Source organism: Serratia sp. 2880STDY5682894, from assembly GCF_001537385.1.
In the GTDB taxonomy this organism is placed as follows: Bacteria; Pseudomonadota; Gammaproteobacteria; order Enterobacterales; family Enterobacteriaceae; genus Serratia; species Serratia nevei.
Map to the genome: position 1 here is coordinate 752,714 of NZ_FCJA01000001.1, position 20,986 is coordinate 773,699.

General features: G+C 59.5%; 22 protein-coding genes. 8 read left to right on the forward strand and 14 right to left on the reverse strand.

Annotated elements, in window-relative coordinates:
- Positions 1-16 precede the first annotated feature (16 nt).
- The gene (ygjK, locus tag AWX27_RS03455) at positions 17-2,392 is read left to right on the forward strand and encodes an alpha-glucosidase (RefSeq protein ID WP_080432932.1); all 2,376 of its coding nucleotides are present in this window, start codon (positions 17-19) and stop codon (positions 2,390-2,392) included.
- A 43-nt stretch (positions 2,393-2,435) separates the two neighbouring features.
- Here the strand turns inward: ygjK and AWX27_RS03460 are convergent, their stop codons facing one another.
- Both AWX27_RS03460 and AWX27_RS03465 read right to left on the reverse strand, forming a co-directional pair.
- The gene (locus AWX27_RS03460) at positions 2,436-2,861 is read right to left on the reverse strand and encodes a universal stress protein (RefSeq protein ID WP_015377548.1); all 426 of its coding nucleotides are present in this window, start codon (positions 2,859-2,861) and stop codon (positions 2,436-2,438) included.
- Positions 2,862-3,008: 147 nt separating this feature from the next.
- Positions 3,009-3,527, reverse strand: a complete 519-nt coding sequence (locus AWX27_RS03465) for a hypothetical protein (RefSeq protein ID WP_049202527.1) — start codon at positions 3,525-3,527, stop codon at positions 3,009-3,011.
- Positions 3,528-3,763: 236 nt separating this feature from the next.
- Here AWX27_RS03465 and metQ point away from each other — a divergent pair, with 236 nt between their 5' ends.
- Positions 3,764-4,579 (forward strand): methionine ABC transporter substrate-binding lipoprotein MetQ, encoded by an 816-nt coding sequence (gene metQ / locus AWX27_RS03470; RefSeq protein WP_047727757.1) that lies wholly within the window; start codon positions 3,764-3,766, stop codon positions 4,577-4,579.
- Between the two features lie 46 nt (positions 4,580-4,625).
- Here the strand turns inward: metQ and AWX27_RS03475 are convergent, their stop codons facing one another.
- From AWX27_RS03475 to AWX27_RS03495, 5 genes are all read right to left on the reverse strand, one after another.
- Complete coding sequence (locus AWX27_RS03475) at positions 4,626-5,390, reverse strand: SDR family oxidoreductase (protein WP_049274233.1); 765 nt, start codon at positions 5,388-5,390, stop codon at positions 4,626-4,628.
- A gap of 139 nt (positions 5,391-5,529) precedes the next feature.
- On the reverse strand, positions 5,530-6,450 hold the full coding sequence (locus tag AWX27_RS03480; RefSeq protein ID WP_060419408.1) for a sugar ABC transporter substrate-binding protein: 921 nt from the start codon (positions 6,448-6,450) through the stop codon (positions 5,530-5,532).
- A 63-nt stretch (positions 6,451-6,513) separates the two neighbouring features.
- A complete protein-coding gene (locus tag AWX27_RS03485; RefSeq protein ID WP_025160279.1) occupies positions 6,514-7,554 on the reverse strand; it encodes an ABC transporter permease in 1,041 nt (346 codons plus the stop codon).
- 15 nt (positions 7,555-7,569) lie between these two features.
- Complete coding sequence (locus tag AWX27_RS03490; protein ID WP_049202519.1) at positions 7,570-9,054, reverse strand: sugar ABC transporter ATP-binding protein; 1,485 nt, start codon at positions 9,052-9,054, stop codon at positions 7,570-7,572.
- Positions 9,055-9,129: 75 nt separating this feature from the next.
- Positions 9,130-10,059 carry a sugar ABC transporter substrate-binding protein gene (locus AWX27_RS03495; protein WP_033642730.1) on the reverse strand — a complete coding sequence of 310 codons (930 nt, stop codon included), beginning with the start codon at positions 10,057-10,059 and terminating at the stop codon, positions 9,130-9,132.
- A gap of 484 nt (positions 10,060-10,543) precedes the next feature.
- Here AWX27_RS03495 and AWX27_RS03500 point away from each other — a divergent pair, with 484 nt between their 5' ends.
- The 3 genes from AWX27_RS03500 (at position 10,544) to dcuR (ending at position 13,837) form a co-directional block, all read left to right on the forward strand.
- Positions 10,544-11,386 carry a class I fructose-bisphosphate aldolase gene (locus AWX27_RS03500; protein ID WP_047727766.1) on the forward strand — a complete coding sequence of 281 codons (843 nt, stop codon included), beginning with the start codon at positions 10,544-10,546 and terminating at the stop codon, positions 11,384-11,386.
- A gap of 125 nt (positions 11,387-11,511) precedes the next feature.
- Entirely contained in the window at positions 11,512-13,125 is a 1,614-nt protein-coding gene (locus tag AWX27_RS03505) for a sensor histidine kinase (protein ID WP_060419410.1), read from the forward strand.
- Complete coding sequence (gene dcuR, locus AWX27_RS03510) at positions 13,118-13,837, forward strand: two-component system response regulator DcuR (protein WP_060419412.1); 720 nt, start codon at positions 13,118-13,120, stop codon at positions 13,835-13,837. Before AWX27_RS03505 ends, dcuR begins: the two co-directional genes overlap by 8 nt.
- A gap of 37 nt (positions 13,838-13,874) precedes the next feature.
- Here dcuR and AWX27_RS03515 read toward each other — a convergent pair whose 3' ends face one another.
- From AWX27_RS03515 to fabV, 3 genes are all read right to left on the reverse strand, one after another.
- The gene (locus AWX27_RS03515; RefSeq protein ID WP_060419415.1) at positions 13,875-14,210 is read right to left on the reverse strand and encodes a hypothetical protein; all 336 of its coding nucleotides are present in this window, start codon (positions 14,208-14,210) and stop codon (positions 13,875-13,877) included.
- Positions 14,211-14,253: 43 nt separating this feature from the next.
- Positions 14,254-14,559 (reverse strand): hypothetical protein, encoded by a 306-nt coding sequence (locus AWX27_RS03520; RefSeq protein ID WP_060419416.1) that lies wholly within the window; start codon positions 14,557-14,559, stop codon positions 14,254-14,256.
- Positions 14,560-15,175: 616 nt separating this feature from the next.
- On the reverse strand, positions 15,176-16,375 hold the full coding sequence (fabV, locus tag AWX27_RS03530; RefSeq protein WP_048322950.1) for an enoyl-ACP reductase FabV: 1,200 nt from the start codon (positions 16,373-16,375) through the stop codon (positions 15,176-15,178).
- 201 nt (positions 16,376-16,576) lie between these two features.
- On the opposite strand from fabV, the gene AWX27_RS03535 reads away from it, so the two are divergent.
- Positions 16,577-17,413 (forward strand): aminoglycoside phosphotransferase family protein, encoded by an 837-nt coding sequence (locus tag AWX27_RS03535; protein ID WP_060419420.1) that lies wholly within the window; start codon positions 16,577-16,579, stop codon positions 17,411-17,413.
- A gap of 39 nt (positions 17,414-17,452) precedes the next feature.
- Here AWX27_RS03535 and AWX27_RS03540 read toward each other — a convergent pair whose 3' ends face one another.
- Positions 17,453-17,803, reverse strand: coding sequence for a DUF4377 domain-containing protein (locus AWX27_RS03540; protein WP_060419421.1), 351 nt, complete (start codon positions 17,801-17,803; stop codon positions 17,453-17,455).
- A gap of 291 nt (positions 17,804-18,094) precedes the next feature.
- Here AWX27_RS03540 and AWX27_RS03545 point away from each other — a divergent pair, with 291 nt between their 5' ends.
- The gene (locus AWX27_RS03545; RefSeq protein WP_060419422.1) at positions 18,095-18,439 is read left to right on the forward strand and encodes a hypothetical protein; all 345 of its coding nucleotides are present in this window, start codon (positions 18,095-18,097) and stop codon (positions 18,437-18,439) included.
- 73 nt (positions 18,440-18,512) lie between these two features.
- Positions 18,513-18,731 (forward strand): hypothetical protein, encoded by a 219-nt coding sequence (locus AWX27_RS03550; protein ID WP_060419423.1) that lies wholly within the window; start codon positions 18,513-18,515, stop codon positions 18,729-18,731.
- Here the strand turns inward: AWX27_RS03550 and AWX27_RS03555 are convergent.
- From AWX27_RS03555 to AWX27_RS03565, 3 genes are all read right to left on the reverse strand, one after another.
- Positions 18,728-19,132, reverse strand: coding sequence for a hypothetical protein (locus tag AWX27_RS03555; RefSeq protein ID WP_060419425.1), 405 nt, complete (start codon positions 19,130-19,132; stop codon positions 18,728-18,730). The two genes, AWX27_RS03550 and AWX27_RS03555, sit on opposite strands and share 4 nt — an antisense overlap.
- Before the next feature lie 491 nt (positions 19,133-19,623).
- The gene (locus tag AWX27_RS03560; RefSeq protein WP_060419427.1) at positions 19,624-20,022 is read right to left on the reverse strand and encodes a HumD family translesion DNA polymerase; all 399 of its coding nucleotides are present in this window, start codon (positions 20,020-20,022) and stop codon (positions 19,624-19,626) included.
- 156 nt (positions 20,023-20,178) lie between these two features.
- Entirely contained in the window at positions 20,179-20,985 is an 807-nt protein-coding gene (locus AWX27_RS03565; RefSeq protein ID WP_060419429.1) for a hypothetical protein, read from the reverse strand.
- Position 20,986 lies beyond the last annotated feature (1 nt).

The window sequence follows — 20,986 nt, forward strand, 5'->3', positions numbered from 1 at the left end:
CGTTGAGGCTCCTACGATGAACATGACTCCCCTGACCCCGCTGGCCACTGCCCTCATCCTCGCATGGGCGCTGACGGGCTGTGTGCCGAAAATGCCCGACGCCGACGCCCAGTTGGCCGAGCGCTATAAAAACGTCATCGACCGCCGCGGCGCGCCGCACTTTATGCTCGATTACGATTTCGACGATCACCAGCGCTTCAATCCGTTCTTCGATCTCGGCGCCTGGCACGGCCACCTGTTGCCGAGCGGGCCGGAAGGCATGGGCGGTTTCCCCGGCCCGGCGCTGCTGACCGAAGAGTACATCAACTTTATGGCCAACAATTTCGATCGGCTCAGCGTCTATCGAGACGGTAAACCGGTGCATTTCACCATGACGGCCTACAGCCTGCCCGGCGCCCTGGTGCAGCGGCTCAGCGCGCCGGGCGTGACCGTCAACCTGACGCTGCGCTTCGCCGCCGCGCGCACCTCGCTGCTGGAAACCCAAATCCTGACCGACACGCCGCTGGAGCTGGTGTGGGACGGTGAATTGCTGGAGCGCTACGCGGCCAAAGAGCAAAAACCGCAGCCGCCGGCGACCCTCGAGCAGGCGTTTCCGGACTACACGCGCCGCATTGTGCCGACGGCTGACGGCCTGCGCGTCACCTTCGGCAAGGTGCGCGCGCCGTCGCAGCTGATGACCTCGGGCCAGTCCGAGTATCAGATCCACAAATCGCTGCCGCAGCGCACCACGGTCGACGGCCACCGCTTCCGCGCCACGGCGCGCATCGCCGGTTCCACCACCCTGTACACCACCTACTCGCACCTGCTCACCGCCGAAGAGGCACAGCGCGAACAGCGCGCTATCGCCGATATCCTCGCTCACCCGCAGCGCTATATGGCCGCGTCGGCCCAGCGCTGGGAACGCTATCTCGCCACTGGGCTCAGCAACCCGCACGCCACGCCGGAACAAACCCGCGTGGCGGTCAAAGCGATGGAAACGCTGAACGGCAACTGGCGCGGCGCAGCCGGGGCGATGAAGTTCGACTCGGTCACCCCGTCGGTGACCGGGCGCTGGTTCTCCGGAAACCAAACCTGGCCGTGGGACACCTGGAAACAGGCCTACGCCATGGCGCACTTCAACCCGGACGTGGCCAAGGACAACATTCGCGCAGTGTTCGCCTTCCAGATCCGGCCGGGCGACACCCTGCGCCCGTGGGACGCCGGTTTTCTGCCCGACCTTATCGCCTACAACCCCAGCCCGGAGCGCGGCGGCGACGGCAGCAACTGGAACGAGCGCAACACCAAGCCGAGCCTGGCGGCCTGGGCGGTGATGGAGGTGTATCGCGTCACCGGCGATAAGGACTGGCTGGCGGAGATGTACCCGAAGCTGGTGGCCTACCATGACTGGTGGCTGCGCAACCGCGATCACAACGGCAACGGCGTGCCGGAGTACGGCGCCACCCGCGACAAAGCGCACAATACCCCCGACGGGCGCATGTTGTTCACCGTCAAACGCGGGCAGCGCGAGCAAACGCTGGCCGGCCTCGACAATTACGATCGCATCGTGCGCGAGGGGCAGTACGACAGCATCGAGATCCCGGCGCAGACCGCCGCCTCCTGGGAGTCGGGCCGCGACGACGCGGCGGTATTCGGCTTTATCGATCCGGATCAATTGGCGCGCTACGTGGCGCAGGGCGGCAAACGCGAAGACTGGCAGGTAAAATTCGCCGAAAACCGCGCGCCGGACGGTACGCTGCTCGGCTACTCGCTGCTGCAGGAGTCGGTGGATCAGGCCAGCTATATGTACAGCGACAACCGCTATCTGGCGGAGATGGCCGATATTCTGGGCCGCGGTGCCGAGGCCGCTGCCTTCCGCGCCAAAGCCGACCGGCTGGCGGCCTACATCAACACCTGCATGTTCGACAAGCAGAGCGGTTTCTTCTATGACATCCGCATCGAAAGCCAGCCGTTGGCCAACGGCTGCGCCGGCAAACCGATCGTCGAACGCGGCAAAGGGCCGGAAGGCTGGTCGCCGCTGTTCAACGGCGCCGCCAGCCAACCGCACGCCGATGCGGTGGTCAGGGTGATGAAGGATCCGCGCGAGTTCAATACCTACGTGCCGCTCGGCACCGCGGCGCTGACCAATCCGGCGTTCGGCGCGGACATCTACTGGCGCGGCCGCGTGTGGGTCGATCAGCTGTATTTCGGCCTCAAGGGCATGGAGCGCTACGGCTATCGCGACGATGCGGTGGCGATGGCGCAGGCCTTCTTCCGCCACGCCGACGGCCTGGTCGCCGACGGGCCGATCCGCGAGAACTACAACCCGCTCACCGGCAAGCAGCAAGGCGCGCCGAACTTCTCCTGGAGCGCGGCGCACCTGTACATGCTGTATAACGACTTCTTCACACAATAAGCCGCAGCGGCCACCGCCATCGTTGCCCGGCGGTGGCCCGCGTTTATGAACGGATCGGGATCACCAGCACGTCGATATTCAGCTGGTTGATAGCATTGCGGGTGGAAGAAAACAGGTTGCTCCACAGATCGTGGTGATGGCCGAACACCAGCAGATCGATGTTCTTATCCACGACTGCCGTACGCAGTTCATCGACAAAGCCGCCGCGCCCGATAATCACCTCCGCGATCGGGTAATTGACGTTTTGCGTGGTGGGCTCCAGCTCTTTGCGGATCTTCTCTTCGAACGGCACGCCGTCATAGCTGCGCTCCGAAAAGCCGATCGCCGCGTGGTAGGTGTCGTAGTGAACGTCCACATAGATCAGCGAGAGTTTGGCCTGCAGCGCCTCCGCCAGCAGCGCCCCCTTTTCGACCAGCCGTTTGCCGTCATCGCTCAGATCGGTGGCGATGACAATATGGTGGTAACACATAGCGCCTCCTGTCATGGACTCGGTAGAGCCGAGGCTCCGATATCACGCCGGGGTCATATCGTTATGGTTAATTTTAGTTCAGAAATGGCGCGTATGACGGGTGGCGACGCGGTGGGAAAGCCCCGTTGCCGGGGCTGAAGGCAAAAATTACTTCTCGCGCTGCGCCTCAAACCAGACGTTGCACAGCGACAGGATCAGCGTGTTGGCGTCTTTCACCAGCACGTTATCGCCGGGCACCCCATCGGTGCCCTGATCGGTGATGCCTTTGATGGCGGTATCCGCGTGCTGAATGGCCACGCGTTCGACCGACGGCGTGCTGATGCCCAGCATCGGGAAATCGATGTAGGAGCTGCTGCCGGAATTGTCCTCGACAAACTCCTGCGCTTCTACGGTGCTGACGGTGGCCCCTTCGCTTTTCAGCGCCGTGCCGTTCCAGCTGAACGCATCCGCTTTGTAGCTGATTTTGCCGCCGATCAGGCTCTGTGCCTGCTGTTGATCCCAGCAGCCGGTGGTCTGGGTCGGCACAATTTTACTGACGCGCCAGTTGCCCAGCAGCTGTTTGGGGATCGGCCCGGTATCGCTCTCCGCCGCCCGAACCTGAGTCGCCGAGACGCAGGCCAACACCACCAGCGGCAGCAGCGCCTTGCTCCAAGTGTTCAATCGCATTGTCTTTTCCTTCGTTTCAGTACCCAGTCTGCCCTCACGGGCCAACGGCTATCATAATAAGCCCGCCGATTCGCCGTCAAAACAATCCGCACCGCGCCAGGCGGCGGCCGCTCATAGCTAATCGCTATGAGTCATAGTGAATCAGTATTTTGTTTTAGCCCAGCGATTACCTACAGTCACTGCCACTATTCTGCCCGCCAAAATTAGCAGGCAATGTTGACAAGGACCCTAGGAAAATGACATTTACGCTGAAAAACCTCACCCTGGCGCTGGCCGCCGCCGGCACGCTGCTGCTGACCGCCTGTGGCCCGACGGCACAGGACGATCACCACATCAAGGTCGGCATCAGCGCCGGTATCGATCAGTCGCTGTGGGCGGTGGTACAAAAGGTCGCCAAGCAGAAATACGATCTGGACGTGGAGGTGGTGACCTTCAACGACTACGTGCTGCCGAACGAAGCGCTGAACAACGGCGATCTGGACGTCAACGCCTTCCAGCACAAGCCGTATCTGGACAAGCAGATGCAGGAGCGCGGCTACAAGCTGGCGGCGGTGGGCAACACCTTCGTCTACCCGATCGCCGGCTATTCGAAGAAGATAACCGCACTCAGCCAGCTGCCGGACGGCGCGCAGGTGGCGGTGCCGAACGATCCGACCAACCTGGGCCGCTCGCTGCTGCTGTTGCAAAAACAGGGGCTGATCACCCTGAAAGAGGGCGTCGGCCTGCTGCCGACCGCGCTGGACATCGTCGGCAACCCGAAAAAGCTGAAGATCGTCGAGATTGAAGCGCCGCAGCTGCCGCGCGCGCTGGACGATCAGAAAGTGACGCTGGCGATCATCAACACCAACTATTCCAGCCAGATCGGCCTGTCGCCGGCCAAGGACGGGCTGTTTGTCGAAGACAAAAACTCGCCGTACGTCAACATCTTCGCCAGCCGCATCGACAACAAAGACAGCGAGAAAGTGAAGGATCTGGTCAAGGCCTATCAGACCGACGAAGTGGCGGCCAGCGCCGCCGACATCTACAAGGGCGACGCCGTCAAAGGCTGGTAACCCTCCCCCGCATGCCCGTGGCGCCCGGCCACGGGCCATGCCAACCTCAGCCGCGCTGGATGGACACGCCACCGTCCACCAGCATCGCGGTGCCGGTGACAAATGAGGAAGCGTCAGACGCCAGATACAGCGCCGCCTGCGCGATCTCCTCCGGCATCGCCAGCCGCTTCAGCGCGTGCAGGTCGGCCACCTGCGCCAGCGCCTCCGGGGTATTGCTCATCTGCCGGCCCATCGCCGTATCGGTGCCGCCCGGCAGCAGTGCGTTCACCCGAATACCGCGTCCGCCGAACTCCACCGCCAGCGCCTGCGTCAGGCCGATCAGCCCCGACTTGCCGGCCGCATAGGCCGCCGTGCCGGGAAACGCCGCGGTGTGGCCGACGAAGGTGGAGGTGAAAATCACCGAGCCCGCGCCGCGCGCCAGCATGGCGGGGATTTGATATTTGGCGCCGTAGTAGGCGCTCGACAGGTTGGTTTCCAGCACCTCGCGCCATTCTGGCGCGGTGAGCGCCAGCGACGGCCCCAGCGGCCCCAGCGTGCCGGCGTTGTTGAAGGCGATATCCAGCCCGCCGAATTCGTCGACCGCCGTCGCCGTCAGCCGTTCGGCGAAGGCTTCATCGCGCACGTCGCCCGCCACCGCGAGCGCCCGGCCGCCCTCGCGCCGAATGTCCTCCACCAGCTCCGCCAACAGCCGCTCGCGCCGCGCCCCCAACACCAGCGCAGCCCCCTGGCGGGCGAACAGCAGCGCCGCCGCCCTGCCGATCCCCGAACTGGCGCCGCCGATCACCGCCACCTTGCCGTTCAATGCGTTCATCGCTCATCCTCACGCGGTTTAAAGATCCTCAGTGTGAAGCAAGATCCCGCGCCGCGCTGGCCGCAAGCGGACATGTAACTGACGCCAATAAAAAAGGCGCTGCAAGCAGCGCCCCGGCAACGCGGATCTGACGGTTAACTCACGGCCTGGCCGCATACTTCTGCATCGTGGCCGGCGTCACCAGCTCGAACGGGATCCAGTAATACGGCTCGAGCTTTTCACCGTTGATCATGCGCTGCGCCACATCGACCGAGGCTTTGCCCTGCCCGACCGCGTCCTGGAACACCGTGACCTGCATCTTGCCGGAGGCCAGCGCCTTGAGGCCGTCCGGCGTGGCGTCGATGCCGCCGATCAGCACTTTCTTGTCCGCCTTGCCCGCCTGCTGCAGCGCCATGATTGCGCCGATCGCCATCTCGTCGTTGTTGGCGGCGACGATGTCGATCGCTTCGCCGTTGGTCAGCCAGTTCATCATCAGGTCCATGCCTTCACTGCGTGAATAGTTGGCGCTCTGCTTCTGCACCACCTTCATTTTCGGGTACTTGCTCACCACCTGCTCCACGTCTTTGGTGCGCTGCAGCGCGCCGGCGTCGGTCAGGTTGCCGATCATCAGCGCCACGTTGCCCTGATAGCCGGCCAGCCGCGCCAGCTCTTCCATCTGCAGCGTGCCGGATTCCCGCTCGTCGGAGCCGACGAACACCACGCCCTGCGGCAGTTTGGCGTCGCCCGGCGTGCGGTTCACGTACACCAGCGGCACGCCGGCGGCCTGGACCATTTTGGTCATCACCGGCGTGCTGGCCGAGTTGACCGGATCGACGATAATCGCGTCCACCCCGGCGCTGATAAAGCTCTGCACCTGATCGGTCTGGCGGCCGACGTCGCCGCGCGCATCCTCAAACTGCACGGTGATGCCGCGCGCCTTGGCCTCCTTGTCGATCGCCTGGCGGATGATGGTGAGGAAGTTCTGGTCGAAATAGGCCATCGACACGCCGATGGTTTGCGCCCATGCCGAGGTAGACGCGCACAGCGCCACCGCCAGCCACAGCCCTTTCAGGTAATTCATGATGTGTCCCCCGGTAAAAAAACGCCGCCGGCCAACCCTGGCGCCGGCGGCAATTCACGGCAATCAGTGTTTTTTACGGTTGCGCCGCATGTCGATCGACACGGCGGCGACGATAATCACGCCTTTGATGATGTCCTGAATGTAAGAATCGACGCCGATAAAGGTGAAGCCGCTTTTGATCAGGCCGAGGATCACCGCGCCGATCAACGTGCCGGTGATGCGCCCGACGCCGCCCATCAGGCTGCTGCCGCCGATCACCGCCGCGGCGATGGCGTCCAGCTCGTAGGACATCCCCATGCTCGACTGGCCGCTGCTGACGCGCGCCGCCAGCACCACGCCCGCCAACCCCGCAAGGCCGCCGGCGATGGTGTAAACCGTCACCAGGTACTTATTGACGTTGATGCCGGAAACCCGCGCCGAGGTCATGTTGCCGCCGATGGCGTAGATGTATTTGCCGTAGCGGGTGTGCTTGAGTGCGATATGGAAGATCACCGCAATCACCAGGAAGATGATCACCGGCATCGCGCCCTGGCCGATTGACGTGAAGCCGTCCGACAGGAAGCTGACCGGGTTGCCCTTGGTGTAGTACTGCGCCAGGCCGCGCGCCGACACCATCATCCCCAGCGTAGCGATGAACGGTGGAATGCCGGTGCGGGTGATCAGGAAGCCGTTGATAAAGCCGCAGACGATGCCCACCCCGATCCCCGCGCCGATCGGGATCGCCGCCGGCAGATCGAGCAGCCCCGGATACATCGGCGAGATGCTGTCCGAGGTCTGCGCCAGGCTGGCCGCCACTACCGCAGTCAGCGCAATCAGCGAGCCGGAGGAGAGATCGATGCCGGTGGTGATGATCACCTGGGTGACGCCCACTGCGATGATGCCGATGATCGCCACCTGCAGCACGATCAGCAGCAGGCGGTTCGGGTTCAGCAGGAATGACTGATCGCGCATGTACCAGCCGAGGATTTCGAAGATCAGCGCGATGCCGATCATCACGATGAAGATACCGGTATCCTTCGGCATTTTGCCGCTCAGCCCGGAGAACAGCGTTCCCTTGCCCGTTGAATCGGCGGAGAGCGGCTTCTCAATCTTTACGTTACTCATGATGTTCACCCTTCGTTATTCTGAGGCCAGCGCCAGGATCTTCTCCTGGTCCGCGTCGTCTTTGTCCAAAATGCCAGTGATGCGGCCGCCGTGCATCACCATCACCCGGTCGCTCATGCCGAGGATCTCCGGCAGCTCGGAGGAAACCAGAATGATGGCGACGCCGCGGTTGGCCAGCTCGCTGATCAGGCGGTAAATTTCCGCTTTCGCCCCCACGTCGATACCGCGCGTCGGTTCGTCGAGGATCAGGATTTTCGGCTGCGCCAGCAGCCAGCGCGCGATCAAGACCTTCTGCTGGTTGCCGCCGCTGAGGTTATTGATGATCTGATCCATGGTCGGCGTTTTGATGTTGAGCTTTTTAATCTGATCCATGCAGTCTTTGGCCATCTGCACGTGGCTGACGAAACCGTTCTTGCCGATGTATTCCGACAGGTTGACGATGCTCATGTTCTCGACCACCGACAGCACCAGAAACAGGCCGGATTTCTTGCGGTCTTCGGTGAGGAACGCCAGCCCGCTCTCGATCGCCTTCGCCGGGGAATCCACTTTCACCGCCTGGCCTTCGATAAAGATCTCGCCGCCGTCCGCCGGGTGCATGCCGAACAGGCTCTCCATCACTTCGCTGCGCCCGGCGCCCACCAGCCCGGCAACGCCGAGGATCTCGCCGCGCTTGACGCTGAACGATACGTCATGGAACCAGCCGCTGCGGCGCAGCCCCGCCACCCGCAGCACTTCCTCGCCGATATTGTTGTTGAATTTGGGGAACATCTGCGTCAGTTCGCGCCCCACCATCATGGTGATCAGCGACTGTTTGGTCAGGTTTTCGGTTTTGTCGCAGGCGATGAAGGTGCCGTCGCGGAAAATGCTCACTTCGTCGGTGATGGCGAAGATCTCATCCATCTTGTGGCTGATATAGATGATGCCTTTGCCTTGCTCGCGCAGCTCGCGAATGATGGCGAACAGGTGCACCACTTCGCCTTCGGTCAGCGCCGAGGTCGGTTCGTCCATGATCAGCACGTCGGCGTTGTAGGATACCGCCTTGGCGATCTCCACCATCTGTTGGTTGGCGATGCTCAGCTCACCCACCAGCGTCTCCGGCTGCAGTTTGATGTTCAGCCGCGCCAGCAGTTCGCGGGTCTGTTCGTTCAGCTGTTCGTGGTTGACGAACCCCAGCCGCGCCGGCTCGCGCCCCAGCCAGATGTTTTCCGCCACCGTCATGTAGGGCACCAGGTTCAGCTCCTGGTGGATCATGGAAATGCCCGAATGCAGCGCCTGCAGCGTGTCGCTGAAGGTGACCGGCCGACCTTTGATTTTGATCGAGCCTTCGTCCGGGTGGTAGATGCCGATCAGGCATTTCATCAGCGTCGATTTACCCGCGCCGTTTTCCCCCATCAGCGCGTGCACGCTGCCGGGTTTGATTTTAATCGAGACCTTATCCAGCGCTTTGACGCCGGGGAACTGCTTGCTGATGCCTTCGGCCTCAAGAACATAAGGGTACATACCGCTTACCTCCGCACTGACCCACGTTTTCCGCCGCGCTCGCCCCACACCGACGCCCGCGGCGGGCTTCACGGCTTATTTCTTGTTTTTATCGGCGAATTGCTGGTAATTGGCCTGGGTGATCAGCTGGTAAGGGATCAGCACGTTGCTCTCCACTTTCTCGCCTTTCACCAGTTGAACGGCGGTCTGCACCGCGCCTTCGCCCTGGCCTTTAGCGTCCTGGAACACGCTCAACGCCAGATCGCCCTTCTTGATGAACTCCAGCGCGTCCGGCGTGCCGTCAACGCCGGCCACCAGCACGCCGGATTTCTTGGCCTGCTTCAGCGCCAAAATAGCGCCGATGGCCATTTCGTCGTTGTTGGAGGCGATGGCGTCTATCTGCTGGCCGGACAAAATCCAGTCGGTGGTAACGTCCACCGCCTCTTTGCGGAAGAACTTGGCGGTTTGCTTATCGACTATTTTGATGCCGGGATAGTTGGCCGCCACCTCTTCCACGCCGCGGGTGCGGTCGCGCGTGGCTTCACTCGACAGCTCGCCCATCAGGATCATCACGTTGCCCTTGCCGTTCATCAGCTTGGCCAGCGCTTCCATCTGCAGCTTGCCGGCCAGCTTGGAGTCGGAGCCGACGTAGGCCATGCCGGCCGGCAGCGCCACTTCCGGCTTGCGGTTGACGAACACCAGCGGGATCTTGGCCTTCTCGGCCAGCTTGATCATCGGCTTGACGCCCTGGGTATCCACCGGGTTGAGGATGATGGCGTCGACGCCCTGGCTGACGAAGTTTTCGATTTGTTGAATTTGCTGCGCGATGTCGCCCTTGGCGTCTTCGAACTGGCCGCTGACGTTACCGTCGGCCTTCATTTTGTTTTGCATCGACTGGCGCAGAATGGTGAGGAAGTTGTCATCGAAGTAAGCCATGGAAACGCCGATCTTGATGTCTTTCGCCAACACGCTGGCCGGCAGCATGCACATCAGTACCGAGGCGGCGATCAGTTTCTTCAGCTTCATGTTCGTTACCCTTTAATCGTTAGAATGAAGAGGTCTGTTGGTTGACAGCTAATGAAAAATATTTTTTACATTCAAACAACAATACGGTCGGTGTTATCCCTTTGATACGGCGAATTTACCGCGTTATCGCCGTATAAAGGTCGTTGGGAAAATGGTGATCAATATCTCAAAACAGATTAAAAACAACCAATTGAAATAAACCCTTGGCACAACAAACGGCACCTCCAGCCCGTTTTTAAATGTTTATTTCATAATTTAGATTATTGAAACTTTTTAACCCAAACAAGCGAAACATGCATTTTGGAATGGCTTATTAACAAAAACATGACACGGATCTAACAAATGAAATGAAAGCCGCCGGCGAGCGTTCCTCTTTCGTGCGCCGGCAAAAACTGCGAGCGGCCACGCAGTTTGCGGTTTCCGCGTTTCCCGACCATCCTTACTCGGCAATAATGGACATATCCCTATCTCAGGAGGACCTGACATGCAGCTCAGCAGTAAGGTGCGGATGAACCGCCTGTTCAACAACGGCAAGTGCCTGGACGTGGCGATCGATCACGGCATCGCCAACGAACCGGATTTCTTGATCGGCCTGGAAGATATCGAACGGGTGATGGGCAACCTGATCGCCGCGCGCCCCGACGCCATTCAGGTCAACTACGGCCAGGCGGATCTGCTGCAGCGCGCGCCGCAGCGCGAAAAACCGGCGCTGGTGATGCGCACCGACGTCGGCAACGCCTATAACGCCGCGCGCCACCGCGAAATGTGGGCGGTGCTGCACAACCCGGAGGCGCCGATCCTCGCGGCGCTGCAAATGGACGCCGCCGCGGTGGTGGTCAATCTGTATATGATCCCGGATGAGCCCGGCATTTTCCGCCAGTGCGTGGAAAACATCGGCCGCCTGCGCCACGCCTGCGATCAATACGCCATGCCGCTGATGATCGAACCGCTGGTGATGGCCCCGGCCGGCCAGGGCGCCGCCTACGGCTCGCTCGGCGACGTGGAGAAGATCGTGCCGCTGGTGCGGCTGGCGCGCGAGCTGGGCGCCGACATCATCAAGGCCGACCCGACCGAGCGGGTGGAAGACTTCCACCGCGTGGTGGAAGCGGCGCGCTGCCCGACGCTGGTGCGCGGCGGCGGCAAGGGGGAGCTGGGGCCGGTGCTGGAGAAATCCGCCGCGCTGATGGCCCAGGGTGCCTCCGGCATGGTCTACGGCCGCAACGTCTATCAACACAGCAATCCGTCGCAGGTGGTGCGCGCGTTGATGGCAATCATCCATCAGGGCGCCAGCGGCCAACAGGCGCTGGAGATCTACCACCAGCAGTGACCCGCTTTTGTAACTAAAATAACCCCCTGCTCCCCCGGCAGCATGCTATAACCTGCTGCCGGTAACTGCAGCTTGCCTCATTCCTCGCTAGAATACGCCGTGATATCGCCATTCGGAGAACCGCCATGCCAAAACAACGGGTGCCGCTCAAGCTGAGCACCTCCATCACGCTGATGGTGTCCGCCATCATCGCTTCGGTGCTGCTGGTGGTATTCGCGCTGTTTTTCGTGCAGATGAGCCGCGAGGGGCAAGATCAGCTGCAGCAGAAAGCCATCGCCGTCGCCAATACGCTGGCGCTCTCCAGCACGGTGGTTGACGGCCTGCAGCGGCGCGACCAAAGCGGCGCCATTCAGCGCTTCGCCGAGCAGGTGCGCCATCAAAACGAGCTGCTGTTCGTGGTGGTGGTGGATATGCAGGGTATCCGCTATTCGCACCCCAAACCCTGGCTGATCGGCCAGCATTTTATCGGCGACGATCTGGCGCCCGCGCTGCAAGGCAACGTCAACAGCGCCATCAACCGCGGCACGCTGGCCCCGGCGCTGCGGGTGTTCGTGCCGGTGTATGACGCGCAGAAACAGCAAATCGGCGTAGTGGCGCTCGGCATCGCGCTGGATACCGTGCAGCGGGTGGTGGCGGAAAGCCGCTGGATCATCTATTGGACCATCGCCTTCGCCGCGCTGGTCGGCAGCCTGGGCACCTTCTTCCTGGTCTCCGCACTCAAGCGCATCATGCTGGGTTTCGAGCCTTACGAAATCTCCAACCTGTTCGAACAGCGCAACGCCATGCTGCAATCGATTAAAGAAGGCGTGATCGCGGTCGATAATAAATCCCGCATCACCATCGTCAACGACGAGGCCAAGCGCCTGCTGCGCCAAAGCGGCCCGGTGGAAAACCTGCTGCTGGAAGCCGCCAGCAAGCATTGGCCGGCGCAGCTGCATCTGGCGGAGGTGCTGGCCAGCGGCAAACCGCTGCGCGATCGGCAGATCAGCTTCAACGGCAGCGAACTGCTGACCAATACCGTCCCGGTGATCGTCAACGGCCAGGTGACCGGCGCCATCGCCACCTTCCGCGACAAGACCGAGGTCAGCCGCCTGCTGCAGCGCCTGAGCGGCATGGCGCACTACGCCGATGCGCTGCGGGTGCAGTCGCACGAATTTATGAACAAGCTGCACGTGATACTCGGCATGCTGCACATGAAGGCCTACCAGCAGTTGGAAAACTACATCATCAATACCGCCAGCAACTATCAGGAAGAGATCGGCGCGCTGCTGCGCAAGATTCACTCGCCGGAAGTGGCGGGCTTCTTCATCGGCAAGATCAGCCGCGCCCACGAAGCCGGCGTTGAGCTGACCATCGAGGAAACCAGCCTGCTGCCGGAAACCGACGACGCGGAAACCACCCATGTGCTGATCAGCGTGCTCGGCAACCTGATCGAAAACGCCATCGACGCCATCGACGGCGTTGAGGGCCACGAGATCGGCCTGAGCTTCCATCACCACGACGATCAATTACACTGTATCGTCAGCGACGACGGCCCCGGTATCGATCCGGCGATCGGCGCGCGCATCTTCGAACACGGATTTTCTACCAAGGGAACGGGACGCGGCATTGGCCTGGCGCTGATCCGCAGCCATCTGGAGAAACTGGGCGGCAGCATCGATTTCGAATCCGAACCGGGCGAGCTGACCCAATTTTTCGTGCACCTTCCCTATCAGGCCAAGAGCAGAGCCCATGATTAACGTACTGATTGTCGACGACGACCCGATGGTGGCGGAGCTGAACAAATACTACCTGAGCCAGGTCAGCGGTTTTCACTGCCAGGCGACGGTCGCCACCCTGAACCAGGCGCGCGCCCTGCTGGCCGATGCCGACGTCAGCATCGATCTGGTGCTGCTGGATATCTACATGCAGCAGGAGAACGGGCTGGATCTGCTGCCCGGCCTGCGCGAACTCGGCGAGAAGACGGATGTGATCATCATCTCCTCCGCCAGCGACGTGAACACGGTGCAAAAGGCGCTGCACTACGGCGTGGTGGATTATCTGATCAAACCGTTCCAGTTCAGCCGCTTCAAGGAGGCGCTGAGCCACTACCGGCAGCAGTCGCAGATTCTGGCGCAGCGCGAGTTTTCGCAGGCCGACGTCGACAGCCTGCTGCGCCGCCAGCCCGGCGGCCAGGAGAGCAAGAAGCTGCCGAAGGGGCTGACCAGCATTACCCTGAGCACGGTGTGCGAGTGGATCGAACAGCAGCATGACAGCGAATTCTCCACCGACAACCTGGCCAACGCCATCGGCATTTCGCGGGTGTCCTGCCGCAAGTACCTCATCTATCTGGCGGAGAGCGGCATTCTCGGCACCCGTATTCTGTACGGCGCCACCGGCCGCCCGGTCTATCTGTATCAGCTGAAACCGGACGCGATCGCCATGCTGAAAGAGCATTGCCGCCCGGCCTAAACGACGCCGGGCGCTGATGGCGCCCGGACGGTTAATGTTAGAAGCTGTGCATGTAACACTTCGCCTCGCGGTGAGGATCTTTCGAGTGTCTCCGCAGGCAGCGCTGCTTTTTCTCCTGCTGCTCCAGGTGATGCTGCTGCCGTTTGGCGCTCTCTGCCGCCTCGCGCTGCTGTTCGCGCGCAATCGCCTGCTCGTTGGCCAGCGTCAGATTATCGACATTCCACACCTTGTGGCGCAATGCGTCGCGCTTTTTCTGATACTCCTCGGTGACCTTGCTGTCCTTCGGCGCCGCCGCATGGTATTCCAAATCCACCCGCGCCTGCGCGAAGCTGGCGCAACACAAGGCCGCGCCGGCCAACACTATCCTTTTCATTAATGATTCCTTTTACATCGTTTTACTCTGCGCGCACGCCGGCTCAACAACCGTTCGGCGATGCCGGCGGCTTTTCCTCTGAACGGGGCGCGCGCTGCCCGCCGGTGACGGGCGCTTTGCCGGGCTCGATACCGCACTCCGCCAGCCGCGCCAGCTCTTCCGCATCGCGCTCTGCCGGTGGAGCTTCCTCGCTCATTTCCTGCCGCAGATCCTGCGCCAGCGCTTTCAGCCGCTTTTGAAACAGCACCGGCGACACGCCTTCACATTGCCTGTCGTAGCGCGCCGCACCGGCGCTTTGGCTTAGCGGCAGCAACAGCAAGAGAAAGATCGCGGCCATGTCCTTCGCCATGGGCAACTCCTTTGATTACACCGAAATAAACCGGCAGTTCCCTATAAGGAAAACGAATTGTCTGCTAACGCAATAAATGGTCGGGCCACGGCAGAATAGCGCAGGAAAGGTAAACCCTCCGACAATATCGACAGAATGCGCGCATTAATTTGGCTGAATATATTTAGCGGCTTAACGATCGAATATTTTCGACCCATCGAAGGTGCCGCCAATGCCAACATTTCCTTCGTGCAATACCGAGGAGGCGGACTCGCCCGCCATGATGCGCTGCCGCTGCTCCCGCGTGGCAGGCTGCGGCTGAGACCAGTCTGGGGACGTCGACGTCGGCTGAATCGCGCTGCAAGCGCTCAACAACAATAACGATGTCGGGGCCCAATAACGCCATGTCATCGTTTTCTCCTTAAAGGAAATAAAATACCCGCAGCCGGCGGCAAGGGTAAATAAAAAAATGACTTTCTTTAGTTTAATAACCGCCGTTATTTCAACGCCGCCCGTCGATGTTAATCACCTGGTTAACCTATTAACCTGAAATAAACATTTTCGCTTAGCCACCCGATAATTCGCGTGCAATAAAAAAGGCCGGGCTAACCCGACCTTGTTTGACCGCTCGACGCGCTTAGACCAGCTCGATCACATCGAAGTTGGCTTCGCCGCTCAGATCGGCGTCGTAGTCAACGCCCTGCAGACCAAAGCCGAACAGGCGCAGGAATTCCGCCTTGTAGCCCTGGTAATCGGTCAGTTCGTTGATGTTGTTGTCGTTCAGCTGCTGCCAGATTTCACGGCAGGTTTCCTGCACGGCGTCGCGCAGTTCCCAGTCATCCAGGCGCAGACGGTGTTTCTCGTCGGTGTCCGGCGCCGCACCGCTGTACAGCTTGGTGGCGAACAGACGCTGGATCTGCTCGATGCAGCCTTCGTGAATGCCCTGCTCCTTCATGATCTTGAACACGATGGAGATATACAGCGGCATTACCGGAATGGCGGAGGAAGCCTGAGTCACTACCGACTTGAGCACCGCAACGTAAGCCGCGCCGCCTTTGGCCTGCAGCTTCTGGTTGATGGCGTGCGCCGCGCGATCCAGATCTTCTTTCGCCTTGCCCAGCGTACCGTGCCAGTAGATTGGCCAGGTCAGATCGGTACCGATGTAGGAGTAAGCGACAGACTGCGCGTTATCCGCCAGCACGCCCGCTTCGTCCAGCGCGTCCATCCACAGCTGCCAGTCCTGGCCGCCCATCACCTTCACGGTGTCGGCGATTTCTTGCTCGTTGGCCGGCTCGACCACGGCTTCAACCAGCACGTCTTTGTTGGTGTCGAGCGCGACGGATTTGTACGGCTCGCCGATCGGCTTCAGTGCGGAACGCACCACTTCGCCGGTTTCCGGCATCTTACGCACCGGCGAAGCCAGCGAGTAAACCACCAGGTCAACCTGACCCAGGTCTTTTTTAATCAGATCGATCACGGTCTGACGGCACTCGTTGGAGAATGCATCGCCGTTGATGCTTTTCGCGTACAGGCCTTCTTCTTTAGCTGCCTTGTCGAAACCGGCGGAGTTGTACCAACCGGCGGAACCGGTTTTGCCTTCGCTGCCAGGCTTCTCGAAAAATACGCCGATGGTGGCCGCACCGCTGCCGAAAGCGGCATTGATGCGCGAGGCCAGACCGTAACCGGTGGATGCACCAATGACCAGCACCTTTTTAGGCCCGTTTTTCAGTTCGCCGCGCGACTTAACGTAGGCGATTTGCTCACGGACGTTGGCTTCACAGCCTGCCGGGTGAGCGGTGGTGCAGATAAAACCACGAATTTTAGGTTTGATAATCATAGTAATTTTTTCTTGGTAGCTAAAAACCGAAGGACAATATACCTGATTTTCTCGATATACTTAAGAAAGTGCGAAAACAAGCGCAGTGAACAGACCAGTCGGGGCCGCGCCCCCGCGCCAGTGAAGGAGCCGTACCGGGTGAATGCCATTCCCAAAATACATGCCGATGAGGCCGAGATTTCCCTCCCCCATGTCCGAGCCATGCTCGCCGAACAATTCCCGGCCTGGGCGGCGTTACCCATCGAACTCGTCACCACCGGCGGTACCGACAACGTGATGCTGCGGCTAGGCGACGAGCTGTTCATTCGCCTGCCGCGTACCGCCTCGGCGGCCGAAGCGCTGGCGCGCGAGAACCGCTACCCCGCGTTGCTGGCACCTCATCTGCCGGTGCCGATTTCCGCGCCCTTGGCCCAGGGTAAGCCGAACGGCCACTATCCTTTCGCCTGGAGCATCGGCCGCTGGATCGCAGGCCGCACGCCCGCCTGCGGCGAGTGCAGCCCGCTGCTGGCGACGCAATTGGGTGAGTTCGTGCGCGCACTCCACGCCATCCCGACCGCAGACTATGAAATCACCGCCTATCGCGGCGGCCCAGTCAGCGCCAGAGATGCCCTCACTCGCGAATCCATCGCCTTGTGCGCCCCTCACCTCGACGCTGCCGCCCTGCTGCAAGCATGGGACAGCGTGAGCCAGGTGAGTGAAAACACCGGCGGCGCATGCTGGCTGCACACGGACATTCAACCCGGCAATCTGCTGATCGACAACGGTGAGCTGGCGGCGGTGATCGACTGGGGCGGCATCGCCATCGGCGATCCTGCGGTCGATATGATAGTTGCCTGGAACCTGATGGGAGCGGAAGCCCGCGAACATTTCCGCCAGGCGGTGAAGGTGGACGATGAGACCTGGCGGCGCGGCCGCGCCTGGGCGCTGTCGATTGGCGTTATCGCTTACGCCTACTATGTCGATAAGGAGCCTTCACTCACGCGCACGTCACGCTACCAGCTGGAGCAAGTCGCGGCGGAGATGGGATTAACGCTATAAAACAGCAGGCCGGGCGCACTTCGCCCGGCCTGATAATCATTACGCCTTGTTCTTTTCCATCTGCTCAATCAGCGTATAGCGCAGCGATGAAGCATCGGCCGGCACGTTCTCCACCGGAGTAACAAGCACTTTCAGCCGATACTGATAGCCCGGTTCGAAGGTGAAACCCTCGATACCGGTATAGAACAACTCCCACGGCTGCTGCGCGGAACGGCGCACCTGCATGCACTTCATCGGGCCGACGCCCACGCAGTCCACCAGCGCGCTGTTCACCAGCAACACCTCCGTTTGGCCGCCTTTCTCGTTCGCGGGCTGATTCATCGAGGTTCCCTCCTGGCTGCAGCCGGCCAGCGCGGCCAACGCAACAAATAACAACGCTTTAATTTTCAATGTACTGCACCACTAGTCATGTAGGTCAGGCGATCCTAACAAATTGACCGGATGAATTGAACCTTGCTGCGCGCCGCAGAAAGGCCATTCGTTGCAAAGGCCCGGGTGGCTCACGTTACCCTCTCGTCGAGAACATCATTCACCATCACTCTCATAAGCCTGAAAAATACCCTTAAATAAATTCCCTGTTCTTATCCGAACCGGTAATTACCCCCACTGTTTTTTCTGTTAAAAACAGCTGGCTTGTTCAAGCTTTACGCCATTTAACCGTATCGATAAAGAGGGAGTTTTATGCAAGAGATCGAGGCCAAATACTTCCACCTGATCGCCGGCGCCGGTAACTTTGCCGACAACCGCGGTAGCAACGGACGTGTCAATAACAACGGCGGCAACAAGAACGGGGACGGTAAATCGTCGGACGGCAATATGTACCAGAAACACACCTCCCCGGACTGCATTAACGGCATCATCACCGGCTCACTAGGGGGGCTTGGCGGTCTGGCGCTGGGCACGCTCAACGGCGGCTGTTTCAAAGAGGCAAGCAAAGGTGGCGGCAACGTCGGCATGGGGCAAGGCGGCAACAAGAGCAACTGCAATAACAATAGCAACAAGGGTGGCAACACCTGCTCTCGCTAAGCGGTTTTAATTAATCAAAGCACCGTCTGAGTCTTTCTGTTCAGTCGGCGCTTTCAGCATTTCGGTGATAACAATGTTTAAACTGTTCCGTACCTTGTGCCTGCTACTCGGCTCTTGGATCGCCACCCTGCTGCTCAGCGGCGCCGGGGTTTCTTTTACCCACGGCTACGCCGCGCCTAAAAACCTGTCGCATTTCGTCGTCTCGCTGGTAGTGGTCGGCGCCATCCTGCTGTGGACCCATAAATTGCTGCGGTTCTTTTTTGCCGAGAAATTTGAGAAGAAGCCGCGTTAAGCCATATTCTCACTTTGGTCGTCGCCCGCAATGATAAAACCGGCATCACGAATCGCTGCCTTCACCTGCCTGGCGTCCATCACAGCCGTTTTCACATAGCCAAAAAAGGCCACCCGCACGCCGGGCAAACGGACTGGCGTCGCCAGTTGGGCACTGAGTTCGAGATTGCGCTGCGCCATCATCTCAGCACGCGCCTGCCAAAACGCGGCGGGATCGGAGGGAGTTTCAGTGGTTGTTTCGCACCGAGACGCCCATTCGCTTAGCGCCTCCCACTCCGCCAACAGGGCGGCAACCACTTCGGGGTTGGCCATCTGCCCCCAGTCAGAGGGTAAAACCCCCTCACGCCACGCCTCAAGATAGCCGGGCAGCGCCCTCTTCAACTGGCTCAACCGATCGTTCAAAACAGGTTTCCTTTTACAACGCCTAATACCTTGATATTCCCCATAATGCCACTCTCATTTAACCGGTGATGGGAGCAATGACCGGAGCTTATCAGCGCCATAAATGACGTAATGCCTTTTGGTGCGGCGAAATTAGCGATATGTGCGGGTGGGGAATAAGGATGGAGATCGGGTTGGTGGCTATGACTCGAAAAGAGGAGCGGGGATTGTTGGTGGTGCCTTAAATAGAATTTCCTTACAAATCAATCACACAAAAAAAGACCGAATACGATTCCTTTAATCGAACCAAAACAAATAAATTCAATTTTTTCATATGGATAACTCAGGCATGGATTATAAAGCCATCAAAAATACCTTCGTTAACCGTCTTTTGCATTCAAATAGTTATCAAGAATCTCGATTCGATTCGGGAAAAGTTCGAGCGATTTTATACCGAAAAATCCTGCACACCTCTCCCAAATCATCATAAGACCAGAAAGCATGACCGGTCATCAAATAACCGGCAGATCATCCCACTCGCACGACCGCATATCATTGACGCAGTACATCACCACGCCGAACACCTCGATCCCTTCTTCCGAGTCTTCGTTACCGAGTTCAGTTTCCCGGCCGGAGCCATCGAGAAACTCAAGCGCGCGATACGGGTAAAGACGAAGCCGGCGCAACACATGCGCGCCTTCCTCCGCAGCTACGATAATACTGCCGTGTACCGGCGTCGCCGATGAATCGACAACAAGCAACGCGTCAGCGTGGATACCGACCGCCATCGCCTGGCCAACGGCGCGGAGCAGATAAGTAGCGCTCGGTTTTGAAATGCAGATCTCATCGAGGCTTAAGCGCTTCTCAACGTAGTCTGCTGCCGGGCTAGCAAATTTTGGCATCATTCCCATAGTGTTTTACCTCACAACAAATACTGTATGCATGAACAGTATAATCGTAAGAAAAAACCGATGTGAAGACCAATTCACATCTTAAATGGCAGATGCCTGATCGATAACGAAAGATAGTTTTGGGGAATGGCCGGGTTCCCTCCCGGCCCTCTGGTTTTAGATAGCGTTCCAGCCATTCGCAACCGCTATTTCCTGCATCCGCTTGTACATCAAATCGAACTCAGCGGCAGTAAGCGCGCGGTTGTAGACGGCGTAGGCGCCCATGATCGTGGTGCTGGTTTGAGTTAGGCGGCTGCCCATATTACCCACACGGATCGTATCCTTGCCTCGCAAATCACGAATCATAGTTAGGTCCGCGTTGCGACGGTTAAGGGTAATTCCGACAGCCTTATCGATGATGTACCGGCGTTTGCTCGCTGTCTCCCCTGAACCAAAATCTCCGTTTCCGTCATAGATGGCTGCGAGGAATCGCCAAGTTGCTGTATCTTCAGTTGCCGGCGGTGGGCTGGTGCCGTTGGTTACGGAGATATTATCCGATATAACGGTCGCTCCAGCCGGCGTTCCATCATAGACGGATGCGACTGCAGTTCTATAGCCGTTCGCTTCCATTATCAGGCCGGAGCCAGCGACAGTAACACCTGTTGCCGATGTGGTCTGGAACGTACCGATCAGATTGCACGCGCTAAGACCCGTTGGAGTCCAAATTTTATTCACACTAATATATGTGAAATTCTCTGTCTCATGAATATTCAGGTCAAGGTAGCCAAAGTTTCCCAACTTAGAAGATTTCGCATCGATACGGATAGGGTTTCCGACAATTGTTGGCTGCACGCCTCCTTCAACCAGGTTGATGCCAAGCATATCTCCACCAAGGCCAAATGAAACCAATCCATCACTGACCGGAACATCAATGGAGACCCCGGTTGAAAAAATAGAGTCGCCCATCACTAAATCAATAGCCATA

Bases quoted from the DNA above. Each gene is read 5' to 3' on its own strand.
- AWX27_RS03460 (WP_015377548.1), bottom strand. From the start codon at position 2,861: ATGTGTTACCACCATATTGTCATCGCCACCGATCTGAGCGATGACGGC.
- AWX27_RS03500 (WP_047727766.1), top strand. From the start codon at position 10,544: ATGCAGCTCAGCAGTAAGGTGCGGATGAACCGCCTGTTCAACAACGGC.
- AWX27_RS03505 (WP_060419410.1), top strand. From the start codon at position 11,512: ATGCCAAAACAACGGGTGCCGCTCAAGCTGAGCACCTCCATCACGCTG.
- dcuR (WP_060419412.1), top strand. From the start codon at position 13,118: ATGATTAACGTACTGATTGTCGACGACGACCCGATGGTGGCGGAGCTG.
- AWX27_RS03545 (WP_060419422.1), top strand. From the start codon at position 18,095: ATGCAAGAGATCGAGGCCAAATACTTCCACCTGATCGCCGGCGCCGGT.
- AWX27_RS03495 (WP_033642730.1), bottom strand. From the start codon at position 10,059: ATGAAGCTGAAGAAACTGATCGCCGCCTCGGTACTGATGTGCATGCTG.
- AWX27_RS03475 (WP_049274233.1), bottom strand. From the start codon at position 5,390: ATGAACGCATTGAACGGCAAGGTGGCGGTGATCGGCGGCGCCAGTTCG.
- AWX27_RS03485 (WP_025160279.1), bottom strand. From the start codon at position 7,554: ATGAGTAACGTAAAGATTGAGAAGCCGCTCTCCGCCGATTCAACGGGC.
- AWX27_RS03515 (WP_060419415.1), bottom strand. From the start codon at position 14,210: ATGAAAAGGATAGTGTTGGCCGGCGCGGCCTTGTGTTGCGCCAGCTTC.
- AWX27_RS03480 (WP_060419408.1), bottom strand. From the start codon at position 6,450: ATGAATTACCTGAAAGGGCTGTGGCTGGCGGTGGCGCTGTGCGCGTCT.
- AWX27_RS03565 (WP_060419429.1), bottom strand. From the start codon at position 20,985: ATGGCTATTGATTTAGTGATGGGCGACTCTATTTTTTCAACCGGGGTC.
- metQ (WP_047727757.1), top strand. From the start codon at position 3,764: ATGACATTTACGCTGAAAAACCTCACCCTGGCGCTGGCCGCCGCCGGC.
- AWX27_RS03465 (WP_049202527.1), bottom strand. From the start codon at position 3,527: ATGCGATTGAACACTTGGAGCAAGGCGCTGCTGCCGCTGGTGGTGTTG.
- AWX27_RS03550 (WP_060419423.1), top strand. From the start codon at position 18,513: ATGTTTAAACTGTTCCGTACCTTGTGCCTGCTACTCGGCTCTTGGATC.
- AWX27_RS03520 (WP_060419416.1), bottom strand. From the start codon at position 14,559: ATGGCGAAGGACATGGCCGCGATCTTTCTCTTGCTGTTGCTGCCGCTA.
- AWX27_RS03535 (WP_060419420.1), top strand. From the start codon at position 16,577: ATGCTCGCCGAACAATTCCCGGCCTGGGCGGCGTTACCCATCGAACTC.
- AWX27_RS03490 (WP_049202519.1), bottom strand. From the start codon at position 9,054: ATGTACCCTTATGTTCTTGAGGCCGAAGGCATCAGCAAGCAGTTCCCC.
- AWX27_RS03560 (WP_060419427.1), bottom strand. From the start codon at position 20,022: ATGGGAATGATGCCAAAATTTGCTAGCCCGGCAGCAGACTACGTTGAG.
- fabV (WP_048322950.1), bottom strand. From the start codon at position 16,375: ATGATTATCAAACCTAAAATTCGTGGTTTTATCTGCACCACCGCTCAC.
- ygjK (WP_080432932.1), top strand. From the start codon at position 17: ATGAACATGACTCCCCTGACCCCGCTGGCCACTGCCCTCATCCTCGCA.